The organism is Sphingobium sp. SA2, from assembly GCF_032227065.1.
Taxonomy (GTDB): Bacteria; Pseudomonadota; Alphaproteobacteria; order Sphingomonadales; family Sphingomonadaceae; genus Sphingobium.
The window spans coordinates 435539-448322 of record NZ_JAPMXX010000001.1; the positions used below are offsets into that span (position 1 = coordinate 435539).

General features: G+C 64.2%; 11 protein-coding genes. 7 read left to right on the top strand and 4 right to left on the bottom strand.

Annotated elements, in window-relative coordinates; genetic code table 11:
* Positions 1-3: 3 nt before the first annotated feature.
* From adhP to hutC, 6 genes are all read left to right on the top strand, one after another.
* A complete protein-coding gene (gene adhP, locus OVY48_RS02220) occupies positions 4-1029 on the top strand; it encodes an alcohol dehydrogenase AdhP (RefSeq protein ID WP_037479749.1) in 1026 nt (341 codons plus the stop codon).
* A gap of 25 nt (positions 1030-1054) precedes the next feature.
* A complete protein-coding gene (locus OVY48_RS02225) occupies positions 1055-2761 on the top strand; it encodes a copper resistance system multicopper oxidase (RefSeq protein ID WP_015449263.1) in 1707 nt (568 codons plus the stop codon).
* Entirely contained in the window at positions 2758-3744 is a 987-nt protein-coding gene (locus OVY48_RS02230; protein ID WP_193378910.1) for a copper resistance protein B, read from the top strand. Before OVY48_RS02225 ends, OVY48_RS02230 begins: the two co-directional genes overlap by 4 nt.
* A complete protein-coding gene (locus tag OVY48_RS02235; protein ID WP_037479750.1) occupies positions 3738-4979 on the top strand; it encodes an MFS transporter in 1242 nt (413 codons plus the stop codon). The genes OVY48_RS02230 and OVY48_RS02235 overlap by 7 nt, the downstream gene beginning before the upstream one ends.
* 68 nt (positions 4980-5047) lie before the next feature.
* Complete coding sequence (locus OVY48_RS02240; RefSeq protein WP_004213035.1) at positions 5048-5485, top strand: DUF411 domain-containing protein; 438 nt, start codon at positions 5048-5050, stop codon at positions 5483-5485.
* 191 nt (positions 5486-5676) lie between these two features.
* Positions 5677-6366, top strand: a complete 690-nt coding sequence (gene hutC / locus OVY48_RS02245; protein ID WP_230588639.1) for a histidine utilization repressor — start codon at positions 5677-5679, stop codon at positions 6364-6366.
* Positions 6367-6369: 3 nt separating this feature from the next.
* On the opposite strand, the gene OVY48_RS02250 is transcribed toward hutC, so the two are convergent.
* The 4 genes from OVY48_RS02250 to OVY48_RS02265 all read right to left on the bottom strand — a co-directional run bounded on the left by OVY48_RS02250 (position 6370) and on the right by OVY48_RS02265 (position 11823).
* Entirely contained in the window at positions 6370-7104 is a 735-nt protein-coding gene (locus tag OVY48_RS02250) for a PepSY domain-containing protein (RefSeq protein WP_004213137.1), read from the bottom strand.
* On the bottom strand, positions 7101-7805 hold the full coding sequence (locus OVY48_RS02255) for a PepSY domain-containing protein (RefSeq protein WP_004213138.1): 705 nt from the start codon (positions 7803-7805) through the stop codon (positions 7101-7103). The genes OVY48_RS02250 and OVY48_RS02255 overlap by 4 nt, the downstream gene beginning before the upstream one ends.
* 10 nt (positions 7806-7815) lie before the next feature.
* Positions 7816-10518: a TonB-dependent receptor domain-containing protein gene (locus tag OVY48_RS02260; RefSeq protein ID WP_015449259.1), complete on the bottom strand. Its 2703-nt coding sequence runs from the start codon at positions 10516-10518 to the stop codon at positions 7816-7818.
* Between the two features lie 738 nt (positions 10519-11256).
* Positions 11257-11823 (bottom strand): TetR family transcriptional regulator, encoded by a 567-nt coding sequence (locus tag OVY48_RS02265; RefSeq protein WP_015449258.1) that lies wholly within the window; start codon positions 11821-11823, stop codon positions 11257-11259.
* 69 nt (positions 11824-11892) lie between these two features.
* On the opposite strand from OVY48_RS02265, the gene OVY48_RS02270 reads away from it, so the two are divergent.
* Positions 11893-12723, top strand: coding sequence for an SDR family oxidoreductase (locus OVY48_RS02270; RefSeq protein ID WP_037479754.1), 831 nt, complete (start codon positions 11893-11895; stop codon positions 12721-12723).
* Positions 12724-12784: the final 61 nt, after the last annotated feature.

The following is a 12784-nucleotide window of genomic DNA, read 5'->3' on the forward strand; positions in this document are numbered from 1 at the left end:
GACATGGCGAAAACCATGAAGGCGGCGGTCGTCCGCGAATTCGGCAAGCCCCTGGTCATCGAGGAGGCGCCGATCCCGACGGTCGGCCCCGGGCAGATCCTGGTCAAGATTGCGGCAACCGGCGTGTGCCATACCGACCTGCACGCGGCAGAAGGAGACTGGCCGGTCAAGCCCAACCCGCCCTTCATTCCCGGCCATGAAGGCGTCGGGCATGTCGCCGCCGTCGGTGCGGGCGTCACCCATGTGAAGGAAGGCGACCGGGTCGGCGTGCCCTGGCTCTACACCGCCTGCGGGCACTGCGTGCATTGCCTGGGTGGCTGGGAGACGCTTTGCCACGAACAGCAGAACACCGGCTATTCGGTCAATGGCAGCTTTGCCGAATATGTCCTCGCCGATCCCAACTATGTTGGTCACCTTCCCGACAATGTCGACTTCCTCGACATTGCGCCGATCCTCTGCGCGGGCGTCACCGTCTACAAGGGATTGAAGGCCACCGAGGCCCGACCCGGCGAGTGGGTGGTCGTCTCCGGCATTGGCGGGCTCGGCCACATGGCGGTGCAATATGCCCGAGCCATGGGTCTCAATGTGGCCGCGGTCGACATCGACGATAGCAAGCTCGACCTCGCTACACGCCTTGGCGCCACACTGACGGTCAACGCGCGCAACGAGGACCCTTCGGCAGCGCTCAAGAAAGCCATTGGCGGCGCGCACGGGGCGCTGGTGACCGCCGTTTCGCCCAAGGCGTTCCAGCAGGCGCTCGGCATGGTCCGGCGCGGCGGCACGGTCGCGCTCAACGGCCTGCCGCCGGGCGACTTCCCGTTGTCGATCTTCGACACCGTGCTGAACGGCATTACCGTGCGAGGCTCGATCGTTGGCACGCGGCTCGATCTGCTCGAGGCACTGGCGTTCGCCGGCGAGGGCAAGGTCAAGGCCACGGTCCATGCGGACAGGCTCGAGAACATCAACGACGTCTTCTCCCGCATGCATCATGGCGACATCGAGGGCCGGATCGTCCTCGACCTCGCCTGAAGCCGACTTCGCGAAAGTACAGTTCATGTCTCCCTTACATATCCGGCCGATCGCGCGGCGCCGTTTCGTCCAGGGGCTGGCGATCGGCGGCGCGGTCGCCGGTTTCGCCCCGGCGCTTCTCGCGCGATCCGCACCAACCTTGCCCGCTGAGCTGAGCGGGACCGAGTTCGACCTCGAGATCGCCGAGCTGCCGGTCAACTTCACCGGCAAACGCCGTATCGCGACCGCCGTGAACGGCAGCGTGCCCGCGCCGGTCCTGCGCCTGCGCGAAGGCGACACGGTCACGCTGCGCGTACGCAACGGCCTCAAGGAGATGTCGAGCATCCATTGGCACGGCATCATCGTGCCGGCGGAGATGGACGGCGTGCCCGGCATCAGCTTTGCCGGCATCGCGCCGGGCGAGACCTTCACCTATCGCTTCGAGGTCCGCCAGAGCGGAACCTACTGGTATCACGCTCACACGCTCGCCGAGCAGACGGGACTCTATGGAGCGATCATCGTGGAGCCAAAACAGGTGCCGACGGCGCGGGCGCCCGATCGCGACTATTGCATCGTGCTCAGCGACTGGTCGGACGAGCCGCCGTTGCAGATCTTCCTCAATCTCAAGAAGCAGAGCAGCTACTATAATTTTGCGCAGCCGACCGCCGGCGATTTCCTCAAGGATGTCGGCACCATGGGCTTGGGCAAGGCGCTCGAGCGGCGGCGGATGTGGAACAGCTCGCGGATGAACCCGACCGACTACAGCGATGTCTCTGCCGCGACCTACACCTATCTGATGAACGGCGCGCCGCCCGCCGGCAACTGGACCGGTATCGCCGCGCCCGGCGAGCGCGTGCGCCTGCGCTTCGTCGGCGCGGGGACGGCGACGTTCTTCGACGTGCGGATCCCCGGGGTCGAGCTGACGGTCGTATCGACCGACGGGCAGCCGGTCGAGCCGGTCACGGTCGAGGAATTCCGGATCGGCCCGGGCGAGACCTACGACGTCGAGTTCACCATGCCCGAGGGCGGCGCCCGCACCATCTTCGCGCAGGCGATCGATCGGAGCGGCTATGCGCGTGGCACGATCGCACCGGCCCCGGGCATGGCGGCAGCCGTGCCGCCGCTCGATGCCCGGACCTGGCTCGAGCCGGTCGACATGATGGGCGCGATGGCGACGATGGGCGCAATGGGAGGCGACGCGCATGCCGGGCACGGCATGACCGAGATGCCGGCCAGGGCACGGCACGCCCGCACCGAATATGGCGCCAATACCGACATGCGCGTCGACTATCCGCGCACCAATCTCGACGATCCCGGCGCCGGGCTGCGCGGGCGCGGCTGGCGCGTGCTGACGCTGGCCGATCTGCGCACGCCGGGCGGCGATCCCGACCCGCGCGAGCCCGAGCGCGACATTGAGCTGCATCTGACGGGCAATATGGAACGGTTCATCTGGTCGCTCGACGGCATCAAGCTCAACGATTCCAGGCCGCTTCATTTCAAGCCAAACGAGCGGCTGCGCGTCACCTTCGTCAACGACACGATGATGGCGCATCCGATGCATCTGCACGGCATGTGGAGCGATGTCGAAGGCCCGGACGGCGCCTTCCAGGTCCGCAAGCATACGGTCGTGGTCCAGCCCGCCCAGCGGGTGAGCTTCCGCGTCACCGCCGACGCCATGGGCCGATGGGCCTTCCACTGCCATCTGCTCTATCACATGGCGGCCGGCATGTTCCGGGAGGTGGTGGTCGCATGATCCGGATTTTCCCCTCGCGCGGCATCGCTCTTGGCGCTGCCCTCTTCCTGGCGCCGGCGATCACGGCTCCCGCCCTCGCGCAGGATGCCTCGCCCCCGTCGCCCGCCGCCACCCCTGCCCAAACGGCCACTCCCGCTCAGCACACCCCTTCCGCGCAAGGCTCTCAGGACCATGCGGGCATGGACATGCCGGGCATGGATATGACCGACACGAAGGCGTCCGGTAACGGCGCCACGATGGAGATGGGCTCGATGCAGGGTGGCAAGGCCCCGCCGGACGCGCGCAACTCGGACGATTATGCCGACGGCTATCGCAACTCGACGCTGCCGGGCTATGAGATGGCCGACAAGCTCTCGATCCCCAAGATACTTGTCGATGAGCTCGAATTCGCCAGCGGCAACGAGGGTCAGGGCGTGGGTTGGACCGTGCTCGTCACCAAGGGTCAGGACAATGACAAGCTCTGGCTGCGCAGCCAGGGCCTCAAGAACTCCCGCGACCAACGTCTCGATCCGGAGAGCAGCGTCGAGGCGCTGTGGTGGCACAGCAAGAACCCGTTCTGGGGCACGCTGATCGGGGTCAGGCAGGATCTCGGCAAGGGCGCGACGACATGGCTGGCCGCCGGCGTCGAGGGACTGGCGCCTTATTGGTTCGACGTCCAGCTCACCGGCTATGTAGGAACCGATGGGCGTCTCGCGGCGCGCGCCAAGGCCTCCTATGAGGTCCTGTTCACCAATCGGTTGATCCTTACGCCGCAGGTGGAGACCAATATCTATTCGAAGCGGTCGAGCGATCGGCAGCTCGGCAGCGGCTTCAGCAATGTCGAGCTGAGCGGACGGTTGCGCTACGAGGTGTCGCGCAAGTTCGCGCCCTATATCGGCTTCGTCTGGGAGCGCGCATTTGACGGCACGGCCGATTTCCGTCGCCTGCGCGGGGAAGGGCCTTCCGAACACAGGCTGGTGATCGGCTTGCGCGCCTGGTGGTGATCCGCGGATGGCCACTCGAGGGGTCGACCGCGAACGCGCCGCGTGACAAGGCTGGATCGCAAGCCAACGGTCGCTGGCCGGCCTCCTTTTTCGTCTTGTTGCTCGCGGCGGCTGCGGCGTCGGCGGGACAGACGGCCATTCTCGCCTTCCTTCCGGCACTGGTCGACCCGGCTCGTGGCGCGCTATCGTCAAGCGCTCATGATTTTCATGTCGCGAGCCTGACCGCGGTCCATCCCCTGGCAGCCTTGCTGGCGGCGCCGCTCTGGGGCTGGATCGCGGACCGGGTCGACTATCGGGCGATGTTGCGCGCAGCGCTGGTCATCCTCGCCCTGGTGACCGCGCCGATCGGCCTCGTCGGGCTGCCTGAGCTTTATGCATTGCGCCTGGTGGCGGGGATGGCGTCGGCCGCCATCATACCGTTGGGCTTGCTCTGCGCGAGCTTTGCCGCAAACGAGCGCGCGGACCAGGCGCGGCGCTTCACCTGGCTGACCGCCTTCTTGTTTCTGGGCGATCTCGCCGGTCCGCTGGTGGCGGAGGTCTCGGCCGCGATCCTGCCCCGCGCTCCCCTCATGATCCTCGCTTTCGGCATCGGTGCCGTCGGGGCGGCGCTTTGCGCCGTGCGTCTGCCGCGCTGGTGTGCACCTTGCATCGATGGCGGAGACCTGCCCGCGCCGACGCTCGGCGCGACGCTGATCCTGCTTTTCGTCACGATCGTCGCGGGCGGCGGGCTGGCGGCGATGCATGTCAATCTCCTGGTGACGCGGAGCGTCATTTCGCTGAGCCGCGAAGAGATCGCCTGGATGCTCAGTCTCTGCGGATTGGGCATGCTGGCAGCACAGATCTTCCATGCGAGGCTCGATTGGCTGGTGACCATGCCGAGGCGGCTTGCGGGGCTGACGCTCGGCCTGCTGGCTGCGGCGCTCTTCCTGTTCCCTGTCGCCGCGAGCATGGCCGAACTCAGTGGGATCATCGTTGCTGCCGGCTGGAGCTCGGCAACCCTTCGATTGGTCACCAGCTTCTGGATCAGCGGTGCGGCAGCCCCTTCGAGTCTGAAGCTCGGTCTCCAGCATTCCGCCGCCAGCATCGGGCAGGCGCTCGCGCCGCTGGCGATCGCCGTCGTCGCTCCCGGGGCGCAGCACTTAGTCTTGTGGGGGATTGGTGGTCTGTCGCTGACGCTGCTTGTGTCCTTGCCGCTCGCCTGGAGGCCGCGCGCCATCGTGAAATCTTCAGCGTGATGAGGGGTAGGGGGCATCAATGCGTATAGATCATTAGGAACCCTATCGCATGCTTCCGGGAGCCGTTCATGAAGACCCGTCTTTCTGCCGCCTTGCTGTTCCTCGCCCTGCCCGGCGCAGCGCTTGCGGCGAATGATGTCGTCGTCCACCGGGACCCGGGTTGTGGATGCTGTGAGAAGTGGGCCCAGGCGCTTCGCGCGAAGCTGGGCCGCACGGTCGTCATGCGCGACGATGCGTCGCGCGGGGCGCTTCAGCGGAGGGCCGGCATGCCGGGCACGCTGGCATCCTGCCACAGCGCGATGGTTGATGGCTATCTGATCGAGGGCCATGTCCCGGTCGCCGATATCAAGCGCCTGCTGGCAACCCGTCCCGTAGGCGTCAGAGGCATTGCGGTGGCGGGGATGCCGATCGGCTCGGAGGGCATGGAAGTGGCAGGCGCCGCCCGCCAACCCTATGCGGTGGTGTCGTTCGGCAGTTCGGGCCAGAAGGTCTTCGCGCGGCATTGATCACGCACGCCTCGGCTCTCGCTGGTGATTTCCTGTTTGAATGACTGGGACTTGCTCGCCCCCACCTGTATAGTCATTTGATGCATGCTCCCGCTCGCCCCCATAGCCGCGCATCCGCTCCCCGGGCGAAAGCTGCTTCTGTGGGCGAACCCGCGGTCGACGCTGCCGGTGCGGAGAAGCAACCTCGCTATGTGGCGATCAAAGACAGCATTTTCGAGGACATCCGGGAAGGTCGCCTGAAGCCCGGCGACCAGACGCCGTCAGAGGCCGAGCTCGTCGAGACGTTCAAAGTCTCGCGCATGACCGCAAACCGGGCGTTGCGGGAACTGCAATCGGCCGGTGTCGTGGTACGGCGGGCGGGGCGGGGCAGCTTTGTCGCCGAGCCCCGGCCGATCGGGCAGCTGATCGAGATCCGCAACATCGCGGAGGAGGTGCGCGGCAGGGGCCACGCCTATCGCGCGCGCGTCATTTATAATATCGAGATACGGGCTGATGCGGAAAGGGCAGCTCTGCTGGAAGTCGGCTTGGGCACGCGCCTCTTCCATTCGCTTATCGTCCATCACGAGACCGAATTCCCAATTCAGGTCGAGGAGCGCTTTGTGCTGGCATCTGCTGCGCCACGCTACGGAGAGAGGGATTTCAGCGCCTCGACGCCGAATGAATATCTGACACGTGTTGCCCCGCTCGAGCGAGTAGAGCACCGGGTGTGCGCGGCGATGCCGGATACAGCCATGCGAACAATGCTGGGCCTCGCTGAAGGAGAACCAGTGCTAATGATGACGCGCAGAACCTGGAGTCGCGGACGTCTCGTATCGCACGCTTGGCTCACGCACCCGGGCAATCGGTTCGAGCTATCGGCGGCTTTTTCTGTTGGGACCTAGCGATCAGCCCGCGCCCAACTTGACGGCCGATTTGCGCCTGCGCCGCAACCATCGCACGTCGGCGCGACTGAAGCTCTTAAACAGCAGGTAGAAGCCCGTCCCCGACAGCCACAAAGTACCGAACGCAACGAAGACGATCAGCGGGTGATTGAAGCTGGTGCGGTTCACATAGTCCATATTGTGGAGCATCCAGAAGAAATCCCAGGTGCGCCATGTGTCGCCGCGCATGACCAGGAATCGGCCGGTGTCGGCGGAGATGTAGGCGCTGCTGTTCTCTGCGTCCGCGAAATCCAGTCGCCACATGGTGCCTTCGTGCTCGCGCGCTTCCACATTCGGTTCGGCGAGCAACGTTGCCTTGCGGATCGGTGCTTCATTCACCATCGTCGCGACGTCGCGCGCGACCTGCTCGTCGACCCGAACCGGGGCGCCGCTCGTCGCGTCGATTAGCCGCGTGCCCGTGGTGGATCGAAGCTCGTAGACGGGGCGTGTGGCAAGGGACCGCAAGGCGATGCCGAGCACGGGACCATCAAGAGCGAGCTTTGCCGGCGCAATATAGTCACCGGCAGGTAGGGCGTGCTGATGGCTGGCCTGCGCACTGTGTCCGCCGACCTTCTCCTGATCGAGCAAGGCCATCATCGAGCCGCTCAGAGCCCAAAGGAGAAACTGCACGCCCAGGATCAGGCCGACCCATTTGTGGATGCGCCGAAAAAAGAGCGGGGTGAACCGGATTTTCTTCATGCCTTCTTCTTCCTGCGCCGCGGGAACGACCAAAGCAGCAGCCAAGCCCCGGCCAGCGCCATGGCAAGGGCACTCCAGGTCGCCACGCGCAGCAGCGGATTGTTGACGTCGGAGCGATCGTCATAGTCCATGATGTGCAGCATCCACGCGAAATCGAACACGCGCCACAGCGCATGGCGGCGCGAGATCAGCTCACCGGTCTGCGGAGAGAGATACAGGGTTGGCCGGTTCCAGGCATCGAATTCGACCTGCCAATAGGGAGGCTTGCGCGCCTGCATTTCCAGTGGCGCCGTCGTCAGCAGCCGGGCTGCGACGATGTCCCCGGTGCCGCTGTAGATGCGCCGAGCGGCGGCGCGGATTTGTGCCTCGCTCAAATCGGGGATGGGCTGTCCCGAACCTGCATCGAAGAGTCTTGGACCACCCGGGGTTTGCGCGCGCCAGACGGGCTGATCCATGAACCGTTGCAGGCGGATCTCGGACGCGTCGGGAGCCGATTGAACAATCCGCGCCGGCGGGACGAAGCTCGCAAGGTCGATGGGGGCGACGACCGGTGGGCGGACCAGATCGTCGCCATGGATGATGTCGATATGGACGGCCACCATATAGAAGCCGGTCAGCGTCCAGAGCAGAACCTGGACGCCGACGATCAGGGCCAGCCACTTGTGCGTCCGGCGGATGACCAAAGGCCAGCGAATTGCCATGTGCTGCCCTTCAGAACGCGGTTCGGAAGCCGGCGTAGAAGCGCCGTCCGAGCAGATCATAGGTCATCGTGTCGGTGTTGGCATCGGTGAAGCTCTGGATATAGGGCGCCTTGCGGTCGAACAGATTATCGGCCCCGATCTGGAAACGTGTCTTCTCGTCGATCGCGAAGGCAAGCTGAAGATTGTGGTAGAAGACGTTCGGCGTGCGGTAGCCGATGTCGCCGGCCGATGCGTTGAAGTCGGTCGCCTTGCCGATCCATTGTGTCGACCAGGTCGCGCTGATGCCGTCCTTTTCCGCCGTCAGCACGCCATAACCACGCCATTTCGGATAGCCGCCATTGCCGCCCCCGATAAACCCGTCGAAATAGATCGGCGCGCCGCCGGGGAAGGGGTTTACGACATATTTGTTGAGATAGGTCATGTTGAGATCCAAGGAGATCTTCACCTCGCCCACCGCACCACTGTACACCAGACCCAGATCGAGACCATTCATCTCCTCGCGGCCGGTGTTGATGGGCTGGGCGGAGAGGTAAGTGACCTCGCCGGTCAGCGCGCTGCGCGTAAAGTCGCTGCAGAACGGGTGCGACAGGTTCTGGCTCGCATAGCAGACTGCGAGCTTGGTCGAGCCGGGAATGGCCCGGATCGCGTCCTTGATCTTGATGTCGAACCAGTCTGCCGTCAGCGACAACCCTGGGATGATGCCGCGCGGCGATATCACCGTACCAACGGTCCAGGTCGTGGAGCTTTCGGGCCGAAGGCTCTGGTTACCGCCCACTGTGGTGAGGATCGTGGTGCCGAGCTGCGTATAGTTGGCCGGCACACCGGACGCCTGACAATTGGCGATCAAGGTCACGTTGCCGCTGGAGGTGTAGCGCGAGCAGGGATCGGTCGTGGTCAGATTGCCTTCCGAGACGCCGCCGAAAAGCTCCGGCACGTTGGGAATGCGAAAGCCCGTCCCATAAGTGCCGCGCAGACGGATGCTGTCATTGACTACCCAGTCGGCACTGAGCTTGTAATTCCAGTCGCTCCCGAAGAGATTATAGTCTGAGTAGCGGACTGCGCCATCGAGCGTGAGCGCCTTGGCGAAAGCTGTGTTGGCAAGCACCGGCACCGATAGCTCGAGATAGGCTTCCTTGGCGGTGCTCGAGCCCGAAATAGGATCCTGCTGATTGACGTTCGCCACGCCGAGCACCGTCAACGGGTCGGGATCGCGCCAGCCTTTTTCGCGCCGATAGACCACGCCGGTGGCGAAGGACACCGCGCCGGCTGGAAGGGAGAAGAGATCGCCGTTGAGGTCAGCCGTGACCGTGCCGAGTTCGTTGCCTCCGCGATCGCGCGAGGTGAACAGAATATAATCCAGAACCTGAGGTGTCAGGTCTCCGAACCCAAGATAGTCACCGCAGGGGATGGCCGCGCCCGCCGTGCTGGAGCATTTGCTCCTGTCGAGCGTGTTCGCGACGCGCTCGAGATTGGCGATGTTGGTCGAGCCGTCGACGGCCGTGTTACGCCCGAAGCTGCCCGCGACTTCCCAGGCCCAGTCGTTCGCCAGCTTGCCGCGCAGCCCGAAGGTGCCTTGCCAGGTATCGGTCTCCTGGAAGAAGTGGCGCGCGCCGGGTTCGGCGAGGCGGCGCTGGGCCAGGACCAGGTTCTGGCCGGTCGGATTGGTCGGATTGCTGGCTGGTATCGAGAGATTGCGCAGCGTGCCGGGTGTCGCGATCTGATTCGACTTGCGGAACGTATAGAGGAACTCGCCGAACGCCTGGATACCGTCGGTCAGCGCATAGTCCGCGAAGAAGGCCGTGCTGACGCGCTCGACTGGGCTGACCGCATTGAGAAACGGGTTCGAGTTGAAGTTGTGCTTGGCGGGACTGTAAGGCTCGTAGAAGTTCCCGTTCCCTCCGGGTACCTGGTTGAAGTTGATCTGTTGGCCGTTGGGCAGCACCGCGCGTCCGCCGATCGTCGAGGCGCTGTTGACGCAGCTCAGCGAGCCCGGCGTCGTTTCAGCGAGCGAGCAGGGCGCACGCGAGGCCATGTTGACGGCGCTGGTCTTCTGGTAGGTGACTGCTGCCATGAACCCGCCACGATCGTTGCGAATGCCCCAAAGTAGGTCCGCGGTGAGATCGGAGCCGTCGCCGCGCTCGGTAATGCCTTGTCGGACGCTGAGACCCAGGCCTTCATAATCGGTGCGCGTGACAAGGTTGACCACGCCGGCCATGGCATCGGCCCCGTAGATAGCGGACGCGCCATCCTTGAGGACATCGGTGCGTGCCAGCGCCACGACCGGGATCATGTTGAGATCGGGTGAGGAATTGGCGCCGGTGCCGCCCGCGACGAGGCGTCGGCCGTTGAGGAGCACGAGTGTGCGCTTGATGCCGAGGCCGCGCAGATTGACCTGAGCAGTGCCATAACCGTTGTTGGTCCAGTAGGCCGATGTCTGGTTGCCCGCGAAGCCGGCATTGGCCGGCAAACGCTGCAAGGCGGTTTCGATATTGACGATGCCGGTATTTTGGATCTGCTCGGCGGTGACCACGGTGGCCGGTCCAACCCCGGCCAGATCCTGCCGACGGATTCGTGAGCCGGTAACGACGATGTCGCTGTCATCCCCCAGGACTTGTGCTTTTGGCTGCGGTGTCGGATCGGCCTGAGCGAGAGCCGGCGCGGCGTAGCCCGCGACGATGGCGGCGCTGCCGAGCAGGGCCATCCTGATGGTCATGTGCAATCCCCCTGACGTTTTAGAACAGCCACAGACAACATCAGTTGTATATACAGGTCAACAGTATTTTTCCTGTTTTTCCAATACCTTATTCTCGTGAAATTTAGATATAGATATAGCTATAATGCGCACGCCAGACGTCGAACCCTCATGACTGAAGAGATATTTTTGCGAGCGCTCATTTGCAAAGCTGCTGAGATAGGAGATAGAATATCATATCGTAATACAGCCTCGCACGCTTCGATTTGATGATCGGGACATTTGGCCGGCAAGAATGCGAAGCGGCATGATCACATGTTATTGGTGTCGGCGTGATATACCTAGGTATAGCGCTAGAGATGCTCCGGGAACATTAGTCCTTTGCTGAGCTTGCACGCGCCAGGGAAAGTAATACCGATGCGGACCGCATTTGATCCTCGTTTCCTGGATGTGTCGCGCCTTCTTCCGGATTGAGCCGCAGGTTCGCCTTTTGAGGCAGATGAAACGACTCCTGACGAAACGTCGTGCGACGAGTCCGGCGACCTGAGATCGTCGCGCAGCCACTGGGTCACTTGGCGATGATCCAATCCGGTTCGGCAGTGGCGGCGCAGTCCTCGAACGTCGATCGCATCCGCGGAGCCGACGGGCCGGCTTGTGCATGAGCCGCCCTGATTTTGCCGCTGGGCAGTACGGCAGGTTGCGAAAAATGCTTGCTGTGTCCCGGTCGGCGCGCGGGCGTGCAGCTCGCGCCTCGCACGATCACACGCGCAGCAGTCGCCCCACCGCCCGCATGATCGTCGCCCGGCGCGCCGCGTGCTCGGCAGCGTCGCGTGCAGCTCCGGTCATGCACCAGAGCTGGGTGAGGGCGGCGACAAGCCGGACGACATCCAGGGGCGTGAAGTCGGCGACGATCCGCCCCTCGGCCTGCGCCGCTGCGATCCCGTCCAGCTTCTCCCCGAGAAGGACCTCGCCGGCCGGGAGCATCAGAACATCCTGGCCACGCTCCAAATGATGCCAGGTCAGCAGCCTCCACAGGCGCGGGCGTTCGACCAGCAAGTCATAGGTGCGCCCCGCATAACCCTCAAGATCATTGGGATCGAAGCGATCGGCCTGCGCCGCGTCCATCACTTCCTGCGTCAGCGCGGCATCGAAGAGCGCCTCCTTGTCCCCGAAATAGGTGTAGAGCATCGGCTTGCTGATACCCGCCGCCTGCGCAATCCGGTCGATCCGCGCGCCCGCCAGCCCATGGGACGCGAACTCCTCGGTCGCTGCAGCCAGGAGCGTCTCGCGGCTCTGTGCGGCATTCCGCCGGGTTCGTTGCTTCATCACACCTCCAAGCATTGACGCATTCCAGGTTTCAAGTTACCTACCAGTTGGTAATATATGGAGTAACATATGTCCAATCACTGGTTTCTCACGGGCGCGTCCAGCGGCATCGGCCGCCATCTGGCCGAACTGATCCTGGCCGCTGGCGACGACCTTACCGCGACGGCCCGCAAGCCCGAAAGCCTCGATGATCTCGCGGCGAAATATCCGAGCCAGCTGCGCGTCGAAGCGCTCGACGTCACGGTCAAGGACGATATTGCTGCGGTCGTGGCCCGGGCGCAGGCGCGTCGACCCGTCGATATTCTGGTCAACAACGCCGGCGGCGGCGTGATCGGCGCCACCGAAGAGATGTCGGACGCCGAGGTCGAAGGCCAGATCGCGCTCAATCTCATGGCGCCCATCCACATCACCCGCGCCTTTGTCCCCGCCATGCGGCTGCGCGGGAGCGGCCGGATCATCCAGATCTCCAGCGCTAGTGGTCAGGGCTCGCTTCCGACGAGCAGTCTCTATCATGTGGCCAAATGGGGCCTGGAGGGCTTCAGCGAATGCCTCCGCCAGGAGCTTGAACCCTTCAACCTGTTCGTGACACTGATCGAGCCGGGCGGGGCGCGCACCAGCTTCAGCCACAATCTGCAATTCGCCAGCGAGATCGCCGCGTATCGCGATACGCCCGCCGGCCATATCCGCAAGATGTTCGAGACCGCCGGAAACGAGCTCTACACGCTCGACCCGCAAAAGATCGCGCAAGCGATCGTTGATGTCGCAACCAGCGACCATCCGCCGCTGCGCGTGACTCTGGGGGGTGACGCTTTCGGCGTTGTCCAGGCGGCGCTGCAATCGCGGCTCGCCTTTCTGCAGTCCCAGGAAGCGCTCGCGCGCTCGGTCGCTTTCGACAGTTGAGCTTTTCCGTCTTCCAGCTTTCGTCTCCGCGCGGTGCGACGCGCCTCACCGGGGCCCGGCA